Annotated in this window: 16 protein-coding genes; 8 read left to right on the top strand and 8 right to left on the bottom strand. The window is 73.2% G+C overall.

Annotation, left to right across the window (positions count from 1 at the left end):
* A partial coding sequence (locus VFG42_RS19280; RefSeq protein ID WP_349260438.1) for a DNA-methyltransferase occupies nucleotides 1-658 on the bottom strand: 658 nt, incomplete at its 3' end.
* 39 nt (nucleotides 659-697) lie between these two features.
* Here VFG42_RS19280 and VFG42_RS19275 point away from each other — a divergent pair.
* Nucleotides 698-2,092: a transglycosylase SLT domain-containing protein gene (locus VFG42_RS19275; RefSeq protein ID WP_324910407.1), complete on the top strand. Its 1,395-nt coding sequence runs from the start codon at nucleotides 698-700 to the stop codon at nucleotides 2,090-2,092.
* Here VFG42_RS19275 and tkt read toward each other — a convergent pair.
* Nucleotides 2,089-4,119: a transketolase gene (gene tkt / locus VFG42_RS19270; RefSeq protein WP_324910406.1), complete on the bottom strand. Its 2,031-nt coding sequence runs from the start codon at nucleotides 4,117-4,119 to the stop codon at nucleotides 2,089-2,091. The two genes, VFG42_RS19275 and tkt, sit on opposite strands and share 4 nt — an antisense overlap.
* Before the next feature lie 53 nt (nucleotides 4,120-4,172).
* Entirely contained in the window at nucleotides 4,173-5,057 is an 885-nt protein-coding gene (locus VFG42_RS19265; RefSeq protein WP_324910405.1) for an SDR family oxidoreductase, read from the bottom strand.
* A gap of 80 nt (nucleotides 5,058-5,137) precedes the next feature.
* On the opposite strand from VFG42_RS19265, the gene VFG42_RS19260 reads away from it, so the two are divergent.
* The 4 genes from VFG42_RS19260 (at nucleotide 5,138) to VFG42_RS19245 (ending at nucleotide 9,467) form a co-directional block, all read left to right on the top strand.
* Nucleotides 5,138-7,129 (top strand): FAD-dependent oxidoreductase, encoded by a 1,992-nt coding sequence (locus VFG42_RS19260; RefSeq protein ID WP_324910404.1) that lies wholly within the window; start codon nucleotides 5,138-5,140, stop codon nucleotides 7,127-7,129.
* Between the two features lie 111 nt (nucleotides 7,130-7,240).
* Entirely contained in the window at nucleotides 7,241-7,777 is a 537-nt protein-coding gene (locus VFG42_RS19255; RefSeq protein WP_324910403.1) for a PadR family transcriptional regulator, read from the top strand.
* 80 nt (nucleotides 7,778-7,857) lie between these two features.
* Nucleotides 7,858-8,679, top strand: coding sequence for an alpha/beta hydrolase (locus VFG42_RS19250; protein ID WP_324910402.1), 822 nt, complete (start codon nucleotides 7,858-7,860; stop codon nucleotides 8,677-8,679).
* Between the two features lie 77 nt (nucleotides 8,680-8,756).
* The gene (locus tag VFG42_RS19245) at nucleotides 8,757-9,467 is read left to right on the top strand and encodes a DUF3105 domain-containing protein (RefSeq protein WP_324910401.1); all 711 of its coding nucleotides are present in this window, start codon (nucleotides 8,757-8,759) and stop codon (nucleotides 9,465-9,467) included.
* A 15-nt stretch (nucleotides 9,468-9,482) separates the two neighbouring features.
* Here the strand turns inward: VFG42_RS19245 and VFG42_RS19240 are convergent, their stop codons facing one another.
* The 5 genes from VFG42_RS19240 to VFG42_RS19220 all read right to left on the bottom strand — a co-directional run bounded on the left by VFG42_RS19240 (nucleotide 9,483) and on the right by VFG42_RS19220 (nucleotide 13,929).
* Nucleotides 9,483-10,490 carry an ATP-grasp domain-containing protein gene (locus VFG42_RS19240; RefSeq protein ID WP_324910400.1) on the bottom strand — a complete coding sequence of 336 codons (1,008 nt, stop codon included), beginning with the start codon at nucleotides 10,488-10,490 and terminating at the stop codon, nucleotides 9,483-9,485.
* Between the two features lie 52 nt (nucleotides 10,491-10,542).
* Complete coding sequence (locus VFG42_RS19235) at nucleotides 10,543-11,145, bottom strand: sugar transferase (RefSeq protein WP_324910399.1); 603 nt, start codon at nucleotides 11,143-11,145, stop codon at nucleotides 10,543-10,545.
* A 3-nt stretch (nucleotides 11,146-11,148) separates the two neighbouring features.
* Nucleotides 11,149-12,261: a glycosyltransferase gene (locus VFG42_RS19230; protein WP_324910398.1), complete on the bottom strand. Its 1,113-nt coding sequence runs from the start codon at nucleotides 12,259-12,261 to the stop codon at nucleotides 11,149-11,151.
* A gap of 96 nt (nucleotides 12,262-12,357) precedes the next feature.
* The gene (locus VFG42_RS19225; RefSeq protein WP_324910397.1) at nucleotides 12,358-13,443 is read right to left on the bottom strand and encodes a glycosyltransferase family 4 protein; all 1,086 of its coding nucleotides are present in this window, start codon (nucleotides 13,441-13,443) and stop codon (nucleotides 12,358-12,360) included.
* Between the two features lie 3 nt (nucleotides 13,444-13,446).
* Entirely contained in the window at nucleotides 13,447-13,929 is a 483-nt protein-coding gene (locus VFG42_RS19220; protein WP_349260437.1) for a GNAT family N-acetyltransferase, read from the bottom strand.
* Between the two features lie 33 nt (nucleotides 13,930-13,962).
* Between VFG42_RS19220 and VFG42_RS19215 the strand changes: the two genes are divergently transcribed.
* Genes VFG42_RS19215 through VFG42_RS19205 form a run of 3 tightly spaced genes read left to right on the top strand, consistent with a single transcriptional unit; the run spans nucleotide 13,963 to nucleotide 15,797 of the window.
* The gene (locus VFG42_RS19215; protein ID WP_324910394.1) at nucleotides 13,963-14,328 is read left to right on the top strand and encodes a holo-ACP synthase; all 366 of its coding nucleotides are present in this window, start codon (nucleotides 13,963-13,965) and stop codon (nucleotides 14,326-14,328) included.
* 48 nt (nucleotides 14,329-14,376) lie between these two features.
* A complete protein-coding gene (locus tag VFG42_RS19210; protein ID WP_324910393.1) occupies nucleotides 14,377-14,625 on the top strand; it encodes an acyl carrier protein in 249 nt (82 codons plus the stop codon).
* The gene (locus VFG42_RS19205) at nucleotides 14,622-15,797 is read left to right on the top strand and encodes an acyl-CoA dehydrogenase family protein (RefSeq protein ID WP_324910392.1); all 1,176 of its coding nucleotides are present in this window, start codon (nucleotides 14,622-14,624) and stop codon (nucleotides 15,795-15,797) included. The genes VFG42_RS19210 and VFG42_RS19205 overlap by 4 nt, the downstream gene beginning before the upstream one ends.
* Nucleotide 15,798 lies beyond the last annotated feature (1 nt).

Genomic DNA, 15,798 nt, shown 5'->3' with positions numbered 1-15,798 from the left:
AGCCGGTCTTCTCGCGGCCGGTGGGGGAGACGATGGTGTGCCAGATCACGCTCGTGGGCATCTTGCCGCGGGCCGCCTTCTCGGGCGTGACGAGGCCGGGAGCCATGTACGGCTCGCGCTCCACGGCGTCGGCGTCGAAATGATGAGCCCCGGGGGTGCGCACGTAGACGAGGATCGTGTCGTGCTTGGCCGGCCAGCGGCGGCGCGGCTTGGCGCCGTAGTCGTAGGCCCAGATCAGCTCGTTGAGGAAGCACCGGCGCCCGAACAGCGCGTCGAGCAGGACCTTGACGTAGTGCGACTCGCGTGGGTCGAGGTGGACGTAGAGCGTCCCGTGGTCGGCCAGCAGGCGCCGGGCCTCCAGCAGCCGCGGCTCCAGGTAGGCCGGAAGGTCGTCGAAGGAGTCCGCGTAGGCCATCGCGGGGCCCTCGACCTTCTCGGTCCGGTAGCGCCGGCCGGCGAAGCCGGTGCGCGTGCCGCCCTCGGCGTCGGCGACCGCGCGCAGCGTCGCGCGCGCCTGGGCCTTGCCGGTGTTGAACGGCGGGTCGATGTAGATCATGTCGAACGACCCGTCGGGCAGGTGCGGCAGCACCGCCAGGTTGTCGCCGCGGACGACGAGGTCGTCGTCGAGGGCCAGCGGGCCGGTCGGTGGGTCGAGCAGGACGCGCACGGCCCGCGAATGTGCCACGGTGATCGGACGATGCCGCCCTCGCGTTCACCTGCGCAGGCCCGGCGCCGCGCGACCGCGCAGCTGGGCCTGCTCGTCGTGGTGCTGGTCGCGGCGGTGGTGATCGCGCTGCTGGCGCACGGCGACGGCGCCGGGTCGGGCGACGGGCCGCGGCAGCTCGCGCCCGGCGCGGGCACCACCGACACCACGCGCGACCCGTTCGCCTACGACGCCGACCACCGCGCCGACTTCGAGGCGCGCGCCGCCGCCGGGCTGGCGCACGTCCTGTACGCCAAGTCGCCGGGCGGCGTGATGGCGACCGCGCGGCGCGTGGACCGGCTGCGCCCGATGATCGAGGACGTCGCCCAGCGCGCGCACCAGGACCCGCGCACGCTGGAGGCGATCGTCTTCCTGGAGAGCGGCGGCCGGTCGGACGTGACCGCGAGCGACGACCTCAACAGCGCGGCCGGCCTGACGCAGATCCTCGCCCAGACCGCCACCGGGTTGTTGGGGTTGAAGGTCGACGTCGCGCGGTCCGAGAAGCTGACGGGCACGATCGCGCGCTCGCGGTCGGAGAAGCACATCGCGCGGCTGAAGGCGCAGCGCCGCGAGGTCGACGAGCGCTTCGACCCGCGCAAGGCCCTGGAGGCGACGACGCGCTACCTGGAGTTCGCGCGCGACAACCTCCACGGCCGGTCCGACCTGGCGGTCGAGAGCTACCACATGGGGATCGGCAACCTCCAGCGCGCGCTCAAGGCCTACGGGAACGAGGACATCCCCTACGCCCAGCTGTTCTTCGACTCCACGCCGCTGCGCCACGCCAAGGCCTGGAACATCCTCGCCTCGCTGGGCGACGACTCCAGCACCTACCTGTGGCGGATCGGCGCGGCCAAGGACATCATGAAGCTCTACCGCGACGACCCCAAGCAGCTGCGCGAGCAGGACGCGCTGCAGGACTGGCCGTCGGCCGAGCACGTCCTGCGCCCGCCGCAGAGCACGCCGGTCTTCGACTCGTCCGCCGCGCTGAGGACCTCCGACCTGGCGGTCGTCGACGGCCCGGCGCTGCGGGTGTCCAAGGCGCTGGCCGGCGGCCGGGTCGGCGAGCGCTCGCTGCGCGCGCCCGCCCTGATCCTGCTGCGCCGCCTGGCGCTCGGCGTCCAGGCCATCGCCAAGACCGCGCCGATCGTCGTGACCAAGGCCGCCACGACCTCCGGCGGTCAGGGCTTCGTCGGCGAGGGCGTCGAGGCCGAGCCCTCCACCCACGCGACCGGCTACGCCTTCGACCTCTCCCGCGCCTACCGCTCCCCCGCCCAGGCCCAGGCCCTGCAGTTCTGGCTCGACCGCCTCACCGCGCTGGACCTGATCGCCTGGGTCCGCGAGCCGAACGTCATCCACGTGACGGTCGGCCCGCGGGCGGGCGACTCCTAGGAGTTGGTCGCCGAGAGCAGGTCCTTGGCGACCTGGGCGACGTGGTCGCCGGTGATGCCGAGCTTCTCGAGGACCTCGGGGCCCGGCGCGGAGGCGCCGAAGCGGTCGATGGAGACCGTGCGGTCGACCCAGCGCTCCCAGCCCATGGAGACGCCGGCCTCGACGGAGACCTTGGGCAGCGTGGGCGGCAGGACCTCGTCGCGGTAGGCGTCGTCCTGGGCGGCGAACAGCTCCCAGGAGGGCATCGAGACGACGCGGGCGCCGATGCCCTGGTCGGCCAGGAGCTTCTGGGCCTCGATCGCCGTGTGGACCTCGGCGCCGGTGCCGACCAGGACCACCTGCTCCTCCGAGGCCGCCGGCTTCAACACGTAGGCCCCGCGGCCGACGCCGTCGAAGTCGATGTCGAGGATCGGCAGGTCCTGGCGGGAGAACGCGAAGACCGCCGGGCCCTCCAGGTCCTCCAACACGACGCGCCACGCCTCGGCGGTCTCGTTGGCGTCGGCGGGGCGGATCACCGTGAGGTTCGGGATCGCGCGCAGCGCGGCGAGGTGCTCGACCGGCTGGTGCGTCGGGCCGTCCTCGCCCAGCGCGACCGAGTCGTGCGTGAACACCCACGCGGTGCGCAGGCCGGTGAGCGCGCTCAACCGGATCGAGCCGCGCATGTAGTCGGCGAACTGCAGGAACGTCGAGCCGTAGGGCCGCAGGATGCCGCCGTGGGCGGCCATGCCGTTGACCGCGCCGCCCATGCCGTGCTCGCGCACGCCGAAGTAGACGTTGCGCCCGACGTGGGCGCGCGAGTAGCGCTCCTCGTCCAGCGGCGGGAACTCCGTCTTGGTGGACTCGCTCAGGTCCGCCGCGCCGCCGACGAGCGTCGGGACGAACGGCGCCATCACGGCCATCGCCTTCTGGCCCGCCGAGCGCGTCGCGATCTTCTCCTTGCCGCCCCAGTCGACGGAGCGCAGCGCGTCCTTCAGGCCGGGCAGCGGGCGCCCGCCGTAGGAGCCGCCCTCCCACGCCAGGTCCCACGCCTCGGCGGCGTCCGGGTTGGAGGACTTCCACGCGTCCACGCGCGCCTGCCACTCGGCCTGCGCCGCCGCGCCGCGCTCGGCGTTCTTGGCGAACTCGGCGTAGACGTCGTCGGGCACGACGAAGTGCTGGTCGGGATCCCATCCCATGACCTCCTTCGTCGCGCGGACCTCGTCCTCGCCCAGCGCGGAGCCGTGCGCCTTGGACGTGCCCTGCTTGTTGGGCGACGGGTAGCCGATGATCGACTTGATGTGGATGAGCGACGGCTTGTCGGTGTGCCGCCGGCCCTCCTCGATCGCGGACTGGATCGCGACCAGGTCCTGCGCGTCGTGGACCTCCAGCACGTGCCAGCCGTAGGCCTCGAAGCGCTTGGTGACGTCCTCGACGTCGAAGGACAGCGACGTCGGGCCGTCCAGCGAGATCGAGTTGTCGTCGTACAGGTAGACGAGCTTGCCCAGGCCGTACTGGCCGGCCAGCGACGCGGCCTCGGCGGCGACGCCCTCCATCAGGTCGCCGTCGGAGACGATCGCGTAGATGAAGTGGTCCATGACGTCGGACCCGTACTTCTCGCGCAGGAAGCGCTCGGCCAGCGCCATGCCGACGCCGTTGGCGAAGCCCTGGCCCAGCGGGCCCGTGGTGACCTCGACGCCCGGGGTGACGTGCACGCGGTCGCGCTCCGGGTGGCCCGGGGTGAGCGAGCCCCACTGGCGGAACTTCTTCAGCTCGTCCAGCGGCAGGTCGTAGCCCGAGAGGTGCAGGACGCTGTAGAGCAGCATCGAGCCGTGCCCGGCGGACAGCACGAAGCGGTCGCGATCGGGCCAGTCCGGGTCCTTCGGGTTGTGCCGCATGACCTTCGCGTACAGGACGTACGCGGCAGGAGCCATGCCCATCGGAAGTCCGGGGTGGCCGCTGTTGGCCTTCTGGACGGCGTCCATCGACAGCGTCCGGATGGTGTCGACGCCGAGCTGGTCGACCGAGGTTGAGGTGGTGGCGGCTTCCATGCACCACAACCTACCCCGCCGGAAGCCGGACTACGGGGTCATCGACCGCCTGGTCACGGCGTCAACTGCCTGGTCGGGTCGCCCGCCTCCAGCGCGGGGTCCGACTGCGACGCCCGCAGCTCGTAGGCGGCGCGCTTGCCCTCGTCGATCTGCATCAGCACCTGATCGGCCTTCAGCGCGCGGCTGAGGCCCTCGCGGCCGCCGCGCGGGAGCAGGTTCATCACCTTGGTGATGCCGGCGACCGAGCGCGGCACGAAGACGTCGAAGCGCGCCTCCTGCAGGGCGCTGACGATCTCGGCGGCGACGTCCTCGGGCTGCACGGTCTTGACGCCGCGCGTCTCGGTCAGGCCCGACGCCAGCTCGGTGTTGACCACGACCGGCATGACGCAGGAGACCTCGACGCCGGTGCCGCGCAGCTCGGCGCGCAGCGCCTCGCTCAACCCCACCACGTAGTGCTTGGTCCCGCAGTAGGTGCCGCCGCCGGGGAACCCGCCCTTGCCGGCGGTCGACGCGACGTTGACGACGTGGCCGCGGCCGCGCGCCAGGAAGCGCGGGACGACCTCCTTGACGCCGTGCATGACGCCGTTGACGTTGATGTCGATCATGCGCTGGGTGGTGGCGTCGTCCTCCTCCCAGATCACGTGGCCGACCTGCATGATCCCGGCGTTGTTGACCAGGATGTCGATCGGGCCCAGCTGCTCCTCGACGCCGTCGAGGAAGGCCTTGACCGACTCGCGCCGCGTGACGTCCAGCTCGAAGGCGACGGTCCCGTGGCCCAGCTCCTTGGCGGTCTCCTGCGCGGTCGCGTGGTCGAGGTCGCCGATCGCCACCTTCATCCCCTCGCGCAGGAACGCCTGGGCGGTGGCGCGGCCGATGCCGCGCGCGGCGCCGGTGATCGCGGCGACCTGACCGGTGAGGATGCGGTGCTGCTTGGCCATTGGGACAGAGCCTCCAGACAAAGATGACGGAGGCGTCACCGTAACAGACCGCGCTTGACCGCGCGAGGTAGGCTGACACGGTGTCAACCCCGGTCGCGGTGCTCCTGTCCGAAGTCCAGCAGGCGACGCTGAAGCAGCTCGTCGACACGTTCGTCCCGGAGGTGGAGCGCGACGACGACGGGACCGGCTTCTGGGCGCGGCGCGGCTCGGATCTCGGCGTCGACGTCGCGATCGCGCAGCAGCTCTCCTCCGGCGCCGTGCCCGAGGACCAGGTCGAGGGCATCCGACAGCTGCTGGACGCCCTGCGCGCGCAGGGCTTCGACGAGGCGCCGCAGCCCGCGCGCGAGGCGATCGTGCACGGGTTCATGGACAGCGACCCGGGCGCGCTGGCGGGCCTGAGCGGCCTGCGCGCGCTGACGTTCCTGTTGTTCTACGCCATCCCGGATCCCGCCAATGGCCGCAACCCCAACTGGGAGGCGATCGGCTACCCGGGGCCGCGCGCGGCGCCGCCGAGCGCCGCGGAGGCGCCCAAGACGATCGCGATCACGCGGCCCTCCACCGACACGCTCCAGCTGACCGCGGACGTGGTGGTCGTCGGCTCCGGCAGCGGCGGCGGCGTGATCGCGGGGAAGCTGGCCGGCGCGGGCCAGGACGTCGTCGTGCTGGAGGCCGGCGGCTACTACAACGAGGCCGACTTCAACCAGCTGGAGCTGTGGGCCTACCAGAACCTCTACCGCGCGGGCGGCCTCGCGCAGACCGCCGACGGGCAGGTCGCGCTGATGACCGGCGCCAACCTCGGCGGCGGCTCGACGGTCAACTGGACCAACTGCCTCCGCACCTACGACTGGGTCCGCGAGGAGTGGGAGCGCGACCACGGCCTGGAGGGCCTGGCGGGCGCCGAGTACGACCGCCACCTCGACGCCGTCAGCGCGCGCATCGGCGTGACCGACGCCTGCAGCGACCCCAACGGCCCCAACCAGCGGCTGCTCGACGGCGCCGCCGCGCTCGGCATCGACGGCCGGGTCATCACCCGCAACGCGGACCCCGCGAAGTACGACGCGGACCTGGCGGGCCTGATGGGCTTCGGCGACGTGACCGGCGCCAAGCTCGGCACGCTGAAGACCTACCTGCAGGACGCCGCCGACGCGGGCGCGCGGTTCGTCGTCGACTGCCGGGCCGATCGCGTGCTCGTGGAGGGCGGCCGCGCCGCGGGCGTCGAGGCGACCTACGTGGACCCGGCGACGGGCGCCGTCGCGCGCGTCGTCGTGCGCACGCCGCGGGTCGTCGTGGCCGCCGGCGCGCTGGACACGCCCGCGTTGCTGTCGCGGTCGGGCATCGGCGGCCCGGCGGTCGGCGACTACCTGCGCCTGCACCCGGCGACCGCGGTGATCGGCATCTACGACGAGGCTCAGAAGGCGTGGTGGGGCGCGCCCCAGACCGCGCTGAGCATGGAGTACAACGACCTCACCGACGGCTACGGCTACCTCGTGGAGACCTCGCACGCCTCGCCGGGCGTGACCGGCACGTCGGTGCCGTGGGAGACCGGCGAGCAGCACAAGGCCGACATGGCGCGCGGGCCGGTCTCCAGCGCGCTCGTGTTCCTGATCCGCGACCGCGGCCACGGGCGCGTGACGACCGACGCCGCCGGCCGGCCGGTCCACACCTACCCCTTCGCCGACGCGCTGGACCTCGCGCACTTCCGCCACGGGCTGAAGACGATGGCGCGCCTGCACGAGGCGGCCGGCGCGCGCGAGATCATCACCCTGCACCGCAAGCGCACGCGCTGGGTCCGCGACGGCGACGAGGCGCTGGAGGCCTACGCCCAGCGCGTGCACGACGCGCCGCTGTCGCCCTTCGAGCACGCGACGTTCTCGCTGCACCACATGGGCTCGGCGCGGATGGGCAACGACCCCAAGACGTCGGTCGCCGACCCGTGGGGCGAGCTGCACGACACGCCCGGCGTCTGGATCGGCGACGCGTCGGCGTTCCCGACGGCGTCGGGGACCAACCCGATGCTGACGACGATGGCGCTGGCGCACCGGACCGCGGAGGCGATCGCCGCGGCGTCGTGACGACGGCGTCAGCGGCGTGACGCAGGCCGTCGATCTTTACGTGACCTTCATGACCGGTCGGCCTGGACATGTCATCCTCCAGACATTCCGGCCTCGCCGCCCAAGCGCCAGGTGCTGCGCCACGCCCTGCTCGGCCTGCTGGCCGAACGCCCGATGAGCGGCTACGAGCTGGACCAGCGCTTCGAGGCCTCGGTCGGCTCGACGTGGACGGCCGGCCACTCGCAGATCTACCCCGAGCTCAACCGCCTGGCCGACGAGGGGCTGATCGAGGCCGGCGAGCCCGGCCCGCGCGGGCGCAAGACCTATGCCATCACCGACGCCGGCGTCGCCGCCGTGCGCGCGTGGCTGTCGGAGACCGACCCGGACCGCACGGTGCGCGACGAGGCCGCGCTGCGGACCTACTTCCTGTGGTTGATGGAGCCCGACGCGGCGCGCGCGCACGTCGCGCGCGAGCGCGACGCCGCCAACGACACGCTGCGCTCGCTGCGCGCCACCGCCGCCGCCCGCCGCCCCGCGACGGCCGCCGAGCGCTCCCAGCGGATCGCGCTGGAGGCCGGCCTGCGCTGGGCGCAGGCGCGCGCGGAGTGGGCCGACTGGGCCCTGGCGCGACTCGACGGCGTCGCCGAGCGCGGCGAGGACGCGGCGTAGCCACGCGTGGTGCTGCCGCCCGGCACGGCCTGACCGGTCGTCGGGGGCCTGAACGCCGCCACGGCCGTTAGCGTTCGGCCATGTCCACGTCCTTCGAGCACGACGGTCGTCGGCTCGCCTACACGGTCTTCGGCGAGGGCCCGCGCACGACCGTCCTGCTGCACGGCCTGCTGCTGTCCCAGAAGATGCACCGGCCGCTGGCCAAGGCGCTGGCCGCCGCGGGGCATCGCGTGGTGACGATGGACCTGCTGGGGCACGGGCGGTCGGATCGACCGCGCGACATGACCGCCTACTCGATGCCGTTCTTCGGCGAGCAGGTCGTCGCGCTGCTGGACCACCTCGAGGTCGACGAGGCCGTGCTGGCCGGCACGTCGCTGGGCGCCAACACGTCGCTGGAGGCCGCCGCCGTCCACCCCGAGCGCGTGCGCGGGATGGTCCTGGAGATGCCGGTGCTCGACAACGCGCTGCTGGGCTGCGCGATCGCGTTCACGCCGCTGATGTGCGCGCTGACGTTCGGCGAGCCGGTGATGAAGGGCGTCTCGTGGGTCACGCGCAAGGTCCCGACCGGCCGGCTCTGGGGCGCCGACATCCTGCTGGACACCGTCCGCCAGCAGCCCGGGCCGTCCGCCGCGGTCCTCCAGGGCCTGTTCTTCGGGCGCGTCGCGCCGCACCGCGACGTGCGCCGGACGATCGACGTGCCCGCGCTGGTCATCGGCCATGACCGCGACCCGGTGCACCCGTTCAGCGACTCCGACGCGCTGGTGCACGAGCTGCCCGACGCGCGCCTGATCCGCGCCGACTCGCTGCTGGAGCTGCGCATGACGCCCGCCCGGCTGACCGGCGAGATCGCGGGCTTCCTCGACGCCTGCTGGGCGCCGCGTCCCGCCGCCCGCGCCGCCTGACGGCTTCAGAAACGCGTCCCGCCGTTTCGGCAGGTGGTTTACGCCACGTTCATGCGCACACCGGTACAGTGCCGCGCGTGGCGAGCCGCAAGGAAGAGAAGGAGCGCCTCCGCCAGGAGCGCGAGGAACGTCAAAAGGCCGAGGCCAGCAAGGCCGCGAACACGCGCCGGCTGCAGCTCGTGGGCGGCGGTGTGCTCGGCATCGTCGCCATCGCCGCGGTGATCGCCGCGCTCGTCTCGTCCGGCGGCAGCCACGACTCGGCCGCCAGCGAGAAGGCCTACGGCTCGGCCGCGATCCCCGCCCGCAAGACCACGAACTTCGACGCGGCCGTCAAGGCCGCCGGGTGCTTCTACAAGAACTACCCGAGCGAGGGCCGGACGCACCTGCCGTCCGACACGGTCACTTTCGACAAGTACAAGACCAACCCGCCGACCTCGGGCAACCACCGCCCGACGCCGGCCGACGACGGGGTCTACGCGCCGGCCAACACGCCGGACAAGGAGAACTACGTCCACACGCTGGAGCACGGCCGCATCGAGCTTCAGTACGCGCCCACCGCGTCGCAGCAGGTCAAGGACCAGATGAACACCCTCTTCAACGAAGAGAACCGCGGCGGCAAGGCCTACCACATGCTGTTGTTCCAGAACAACACGAACATGCCCTACGAGGTCGCGGCGACCGCCTGGACGCAGCTGCTCGGCTGCAAGACGGTCAACGACAAGACGTGGGACGCGCTGCGCGCCTTCCGCGACCGCTTCCTCGACAAGGGCCCCGAGCTGCTCCCGTAGACGGCGGCGCCGCCCTCAGCGCGGCGCCGGCGGACCGGGCGGCGAGACGATGTCCCGCCCGGTCGGCCGCAGGTCCTCGTCCAGCTCGACCTGCCAGAAGTAGCGCGTGAACGTGCGCCCGGCGAGGAAGTCCCCGACGTGCGGCTCGACCGCCTCGCCGTCGGCCATCCTGGCGATCAGCTCCGGGTACGTCTGCCCGGCGCGCGCGGCGTAGACCGGCGCCGGGAACGCGCCGCCGAAGCGCGTGTTGACGTCGGTGATGCCGTAGCCGATCTCGGCGTCGCGGAAGACCTGGACGGTCGCGGGCCCGCGGACGCCGAAGGCCTCCACGACGCGGCGGCCGAGGTCGATCAGCTCCTGGTCGGCGATCACCGTGCCCTTGATCGACTCGCCGCCGCGCGACTCGAGCATCGTGCGCGGGATCGCGTTCAGGCAGCGGCCGTCGCGGTCGCTGAGGCAGTCGATCGAGAACTCCGGGCCGTCCATCAACCGCTGCAACATGACCGGCTCGTCGATGTAGTCGATGAAGAACTCGGCCTGCGCGCGGGTCTGCGCCGGGAAGATGTTGCGCGCGCCGGAGCCGTGGATCGGCTTGACCATCACCGGATAGGACGCGACGTCGTCGAGCCGGTCGCTGCGAACGGTCGGCGGCGACGGCAGCCCGTGCTCCTCCAGCAGCAGGTGGCAGGCGTGCTTGTCGTAGGTGGACTCGGCGATCACCGGGTCGGGCACGAGCGCCTGCGGCAGGCGGCCGTCGGCGCGGGCGTGCGCGAGGACGTCGATGTCGAGGTCGGTCAGCGGCACGATCGCGCCGACGTCGTGCTCCTCGACCAGCCGCCGCAGCGCGGGGACATAGTCGGGGTCCTTGATCATCGGCACGCTCGTGCGGACGGTCGCGGCGTACTGGGCGGGCGACAGCGGGTTGGGGTCGCACGCGATCACGCGCGTGTGCTGGGCGAAGGCGCTGACGATGTCATAGCGCTTGCCGGTGCCGGTCAACATGACGGCCTTGCGTGCGGTCACTGCGAGTCGACCCGGTCTTCCCGTCGCAGGATCGTCGAGGACACGCCGGCGATCATGACGGGTCGACCCATCCGCCGGTCTCGCCTTTGTAGAGGCCGTGGCCCGTGACCAGCATGCGGGCGGTCAGCCAGAGGATCCGGACGTCCAACCTGAAGGACTTGTGCTCGGCGTACCAGAGGTCCAGCTCGATGCGCTCGGGCCACGGCAGCGACGCGCGGCCGTTGACCTGGGCCCAGCCGGTGATGCCGGGCTTGAGCGCCAGGCGCCCGCGCTGGCGGTCGGTGTACTGCTCGACCTGGATCGGGACCGTCGGGCGCGGGCCGATGATCGACATCTCGCCCTTGAGCACGTTGACGAGGTTGGGCAGCTCGTCGATCGACGTGCGGCGCAGGAACGCGCCGACGTTCGTGATCCGCGTGTCGCCGTCGTCGACGGCCAGGCCCGCGCCCATCTTCTCGGCACCGGAGACCATCGTCCTCAACTTGAGCACGTCGAACGGCGCGCCGTCCTGGCCGACGCGGCGCTGGCGGTAGATCGCGCCGCCGCGCGACTCCAGCCGGATCGCCAACATCGCCCCGAGCAGGACCGGGGTGCTGAGCAGCAGGACGGTCCCGCTGACGAGGAGGTCGAAGATGCGGCGCAGCGGTTCGCGCATGGTCTAGCGGGTGCCCTCCGGCGGGTCCCAGCCGGCCTCGGTGCCGTGGCGCAGGTGGTCGGCCAGGCCGAGGGCGATCGAGCCCTGGGTCAGGATGTAGTACTTGGCGAGGAGGCGCGCGCGGCCGCCCGCGCCGATCGGCGCCAGCGCGGCGGCGAGGCCCACGAGCTGCGCGCGGCGCAGCCACCTCGGCGCGGTGGCCAGCGCGACGAGGTGCAGGAACGGCCCGAAGTAGCGCAGCCAGCGGTGGCTGACGATCATCATGGTGTACGTGGTGGGCCAGCCGCGCGGGTCCAGCAGGCCGCCGCGCAGGACGATCGCCCACGCGTGGGACATCATGCGGCGCTTGCGGGCCGCCTCGCCCTCGACGTCGGGGACCATCCGCTCGGTCGCGCGCGCGGTCGGCTGGAAGACGCAGCGCCAGCCGTGGCGGACCAAGGTGAAGGGGAACTTGAGGTCGTGGCCCATCACCGGGTCGACCTCGACGTAGGCGTCACGGCGCGTGGCGTAGATCGCGCCGTTGCCGGCGGTGACCGAGGCGAGGTCGGACTCGCGGGCGCGCAGGAACATCTCGTAGCGCCAGTAGACGCCCTCCTGGTTGGTGCCGCCGTCCGGGTTGACGAACGAGACCTCGCCGCAGACGTAGCCGATCCTCGGGTCGGTCGCGAACGGCGCGACGAGCGCGCGCAGCGCGTCGGGCTCCCAGAGCGCGTTGGCGTCGGAGAAGGCGACGATCGCGGCGGTCGCGCGGCGGACCGCGGTGTCCTGGGCGCGGACCTTGCCGCCGCGCGGGAGGTCGAGGACGACGTCGGCGCCCGCCGCGCGCGCCAGCTCGGGCGTGCCGTCGGGCGAGCCGTCGCAGGCCACGACGACCTCGAGCTTCTCGCGCGGGTAGTCGAGCGCCAGCGCGTTGGCGACCTTGGCGGCGATGACGTCGCGCTCGGCGTGCGCGGCGACGATCAGCGAGACCGTGGGCAGCGCGGCGTCGGCGTCGGCGGCGTCCGGGGACGCGAAGGCCTGGCGCACGCGCGGGCGCAGGGCCGCGAGCGCGAGGCCGTAGCCCGCCTGCGCCCAGGCCAGCAGCGCCGCGCTCGTCCAGAAGACGAGGCGCTTCACGCGCGGCGCGGCCGTGGGCGTTGCGAATCCATCGGTAGCACAACCTACGCGACGCGCCGCGGGGCGGCGGCCAGCTCGGCCGGGCGGGCGACGCGGTCAGGCGCGGCCGAGCAGCCGCGCGTACACGGCCCGATGGGCGGCGGCGACGGCGTCCCAGGAGTAGGTCTCGCGGGCGGCCCCCACCGCCGCCGCGGCCATCGCCGCGCGGCGGGCGGGGTCGGCGAGCAGGCGCGCCAGCGCGTCGTGCAGCGCGGCGGGGTCGCCGGGCGCGACCAGCTCGGCCGCGCCGGTCGCGGCGACCTCGGGGAAGCCGCCGACGGCGGACAGCAGCAGCGGGCGGCCGAGGCCGAGCGCGGCGTAGAGGACGCCGGACTGGTCGATCTCGCGGTAGGGCAGCGTGACGAGGTCGGCGCGCGCCAGGACCGCGGCCAGCTCGCCGTCGCTGACGAAGCGGGGGACGAGCCTGACGCCGGGCGGCAGCGTCGTCGGCAGCGGCATCCGCGGCATGCCGACGATCCACAGCTCTCCGGGCAGGTCGTGCCAGGCGTCCAGCAGGACGTCGAGGCCCTTGTAGGGGCGCAGCAGGCCGGGGAGCGCGACGACGGGCGTCGCGGGGTCGGTCTCCCCCAGCTCGGGCGGCAGCGCGCCCGGCTCCAGGTGGGTGAACGCGCCGTGCGGGATCACCGTGACCTTCGCCGGGTCCAGGCCGAAGGCGGCCAGCCGCGCGGCGCCGTGCGCGCTGTGGACGACCACGTGGTCGACGCGCTCGTACAGCCGCCGCTGCGCCTTCAGCTGGCCCGGCCGGGGCTCGCGCGGCAGGACGTCGTGGGCGGTCAGCACGGTCGGCACGCCGCGCGGCAGGAGGTGGACGTCCAGCGGCTGGACGGTCAGCCACTGGAAGTGCACGACGTCGGCGCGGCGGGGCGCGGCGCGGGCGTAGGCCACCATCTCGGGGACGTGCTCGGCGAGCTTGGCGGCCCGCCGGGCCCGCGAGCCCGGCGCGCCGACGGCGAGCCGGTAGAAGCGCTCGTCGACCGCGTACCCGGCCGCCGGCGGGACGTCGCCGTAGGCGAAGCGGCTGGTGACCAACCTGACGTCCTCGCCGGCGCGGGCCAGCGCCGACGCGAGCGCGTGGTCGTAGGGCGGCGTGAACGCCGAGGGGTCGACGAGGTCGATCCTCATGGCCTACAGGTCGATCCGCCAGTCGTTGACCGTGATGAACGTGCCCGGCGGGTACTCGAAGCGGGCCTCGCCGACGAGGCGGAAGCCGACGCGCGCGCAGAGCGCGTTGGAGGGCGCGTTGTCGGTGTCGGGGAACGCGTGGACGCGGCGCGGGCCGTCGGCCTGGCGGGCGACGTCGAGCGCCAGCAGCGTCGCCTGCCGCGCCACGCCGCGCCCCTGGAAGGCGCGCAGCACCGACCAGCCGAACTCGTAGACCCGCTCGCCGTCCCACTCGCGCTCCCAGAAGCCGACCCAGCCGGCGGGCTGCCCGTCGACGGCGATCCGCAGCTGGTGCGGGTCCTGGGCGTACCTGGCGTTGCGGTCGGCGATCTTCGCGTCGGTCTCGGTTCCGCCGACGTGCGCCATCTGGACCGGGTCGCTGTTGAGCGCGTGGAGCAGGTCGTGGTCGTCGAGCGACCACGGGGTGAGGGCGACGGAGCGCGACAGGCGACGGACTCTAGTCTGCGAGGATCGCTGCCGATGCCCCTGCGCGTCGGGATCGACCTCGTCCGCGCGGCCACCGTCGCCGCGTCCATCGCCGAGCACGGCGACGCGTACCTGCGGCGCGTGTACACGCCCCAGGAGGTCGCCGACTGCCGGGCCGACCCGCTGCGGCTCGCCGCGCGCTTCGCCGCCAAGGAGGCGGCGATGAAGGTCCTTCGGCCGGCGCCGGACACGGCCGTGCCGTGGCCGTCGATCGAGGTCGTGCGCAACGCCCCCGGCCCGCCGACGCTGCGCCTGCACGGCCCGGCCGCCGAGCTGGCGCGCGCGGCCGGCCTGACCGACCTCGCGCTGAGCTTCACCCACGAGGAGGAGTACGCCGCGGCGGTCGTCGTGGGGACATAGCGCGTCCAATCGTCAAGATCTCGGCACGGAGCACCGATAATCAGGGTTGTGTCTTCTTCCACTGTTCGAGAGATCGTTGCCGAACACGGTCGTCTGTCGGCCGACGTCGGGTCGCTGAACGACGGCGACAGCCTCTACGAGGCCGGGATGACGTCGCACGCCAGCGTCAACGTCATGCTCGCGCTGGAGGACGCCTTCGACGTCGAGTTCCCCGACGAGATGCTCAAGCGCAGCGTCTTCGAGTCGGTCGCCTCGATCACCGAGGCGCTCGCGCGGCTGGAGGCCCAGGCCGCATGACCGTCGCGGCCGACCGCGACGCCGCGTTCCTCGCCGGCATCGGCGAGGTCGCGGACGCGATCGCCGCCGTCCACGCCGACGACGTCGACCGCCAGGCCCGCTTCCCCGTCGAGGCCGTCGACGCCCTGCGCGAGCGGCAGGCGCTCTCCGCCTTCGTCCCCGAGTCGCTCGGCGGCGCCGGCGTCTCGCTGCGCGCGATCGCCGAGGCGTGCTTCACGCTCGGCCGCCGCTGCGGCGCGACCGCCATGGTCTTCGCCATGCACCAGATCCAGGTGGCGACGATCGTCCGCCACCTCGGGGACTCCGACCACTTCGAGGACTACCTGCGCCGCCTGGTCTCCGAGCAGCGCCTGATCGCCTCCGCGACCTCCGAGGTCGGCACCGGCGGCGACATGTCCAAGTCGGTCGCCGCGCTGACGCCGGTCGACGGCGCGCCGGACCGCCGCTCGTTCGAGAAGCAGGGCCCGACCGTCTCCTACGGCGGCCACGCCGACGACCTGCTGACCACGCTGCGCGCCCACCCCGACGCCCAGCCCGGCGAGCAGGTCGCGGTGCTGCACGCCGCCGCCGAGACGACGCTCGAGCCGACCGGCACGTGGGACCCGCTGGGCATGCGCGGCACGTGCTCGCCCGGCTTCGTCGTGCGCGCCGAGGTCGACGCCGAGCAGGCGCTGCCGACGCCGTTCTCGACGATCGCCACCGAGACGATGGTGCCGATCTCCCACCTGCTGTGGGCGCACGTCTGGCTCGGGATCGCCACCGACGCGTTCGACCGCGCCCGCGCGTTCGTGCGCGCCGCCGCGCGCCGCGCGCCCGGCGCGCCGGTCCCGCAGGCGGTCAAGCTCAGCCACACGCTGACCGAGCTGTCGCTGCTGCGCGCGACCGTGCACAGCGCGCTGGACGCGTTCCTGGCCGCCGACGAGGACCCCGAGTGCCTGTCGACGATGGCCATCGCGCTCCAGTTCAACAACCTCAAGCTGGCGGCCTCCGAGCAGGCGCCGCGCGTCTGCCAGTCGGCCATGGCCGTCTCGGGCATCGTCGGCTTCAAGAACGACACCCCGTTCAGCGTCGGGCGCCACCTGCGCGACTCGATGTCGGCGGCGTTGATGGTGGCCAACGACCGGATCCACCAGACCAACGCCGGCCTGCTGCTGATCGCCAAGGAGGTCTGAG

Origin of the sequence: Baekduia sp. (assembly GCF_035685985.1) — a bacterium.
In the GTDB taxonomy this organism is placed as follows: domain Bacteria; phylum Actinomycetota; class Thermoleophilia; order Solirubrobacterales; family Solirubrobacteraceae; genus Baekduia.
This window is presented reverse-complemented; position numbering and strand designations above follow the sequence as displayed.